At 48.7% G+C, this 1,455-nt stretch carries 1 rRNA gene; it reads right to left on the bottom strand.

What is annotated here, in order from left to right:
- A 23S ribosomal RNA gene (locus HT736_RS10230) occupies positions 1–1,455 on the bottom strand; the annotation flags it as partial.

Genomic DNA, 1,455 nt, shown 5'->3' with positions numbered 1-1,455 from the left:
CCTATTCACTGCGGCTGACGTAAAGTCAGCACCCCTTCTCCCGAAGTTACGGGGTCATTTTGCCGAGTTCCTTAACGAGAGTTCTCTCGCTCACCTGAGGCTACTCGCCTCGACTACCTGTGTCGGTTTGCGGTACGGGTAGAGTATGTTTAAACGCTAGAAGCTTTTCTTGGCAGTGTGACGTCACTAACTTCGCTACTAAACTTCGCTCCCCATCACAGCTCAATGTTATAGAACTAAGCATTTAACTCAATTCACACCTCACTGCTTAGACAGACACTTCCAATCGTCTGCTTTAGTTAGCCTACTGCGTCCCTCCATCACTACATACTCTAGTACAGGAATATCAACCTGTTGTCCATCGGATACACCTTTCGGTCTCTCCTTAGGTCCCGACTAACCCAGGGCGGACGAGCCTTCCCCTGGAAACCTTAGTCTTACGGTGGACAGGATTCTCACCTGTCTTTCGCTACTCATACCGGCATTCTCACTTCTATGCGTTCCAGCACTCCTCACGGTATACCTTCATCACACATAGAACGCTCTCCTACCATACCTATAAAGGTATCCACAGCTTCGGTAAATTGTTTTAGCCCCGGTACATTTTCGGCGCAGGGTCACTCGACTAGTGAGCTATTACGCACTCTTTGAATGAATAGCTGCTTCTAAGCTAACATCCTAGTTGTCTGTGCAACCCCACATCCTTTTCCACTTAACAATTATTTTGGGACCTTAGCTGGTGGTCTGGGCTGTTTCCCTTTCGACTACGGATCTTAGCACTCGCAGTCTGACTGCCGACCATAATTCTTTGGCATTCGGAGTTTATCTGAGATTGGTAATCCGGGATGGACCCCTCACCCAAACAGTGCTCTACCTCCAAGAATCTCTAATGTCGACGCTAGCCCTAAAGCTATTTCGGAGAGAACCAGCTATCTCCAAGTTCGTTTGGAATTTCTCCGCTACCCACAAGTCATCCAAGCACTTTTCAACGTGCCCTGGTTCGGTCCTCCAGTGCGTCTTACCGCACCTTCAACCTGCTCATGGGTAGGTCACATGGTTTCGGGTCTACGTCATGATACTAAGGCGCCCTATTCAGACTCGGTTTCCCTACGGCTCCGTCTCTTCAACTTAACCTCGCATCATAACGTAACTCGCCGGTTCATTCTACAAAAGGCACGCTCTCACCCATTAACGGGCTCGAACTTGTTGTAGGCACACGGTTTCAGGTTCTATTTCACTCCCCTCCCGGGGTGCTTTTCACCTTTCCCTCACGGTACTGGTTCACTATCGGTCACTAGGGAGTATTTAGGGTTGGGAGATGGTCCTCCCAGATTCCGACGGGATTTCACGTGTCCCGCCGTACTCAGGATACTGCTAGGTACAAAGACTATTTTAAATACGAGGCTATTACTCTCTTTGGCTGATCTTCCCAAATCATTCTTCTATAATCTTTGA

This window comes from Streptococcus sp. 339 (assembly GCF_013277285.1).
Classification (GTDB): domain Bacteria; phylum Bacillota; class Bacilli; order Lactobacillales; family Streptococcaceae; genus Streptococcus; species Streptococcus pseudopneumoniae.
This window is presented reverse-complemented; position numbering and strand designations above follow the sequence as displayed.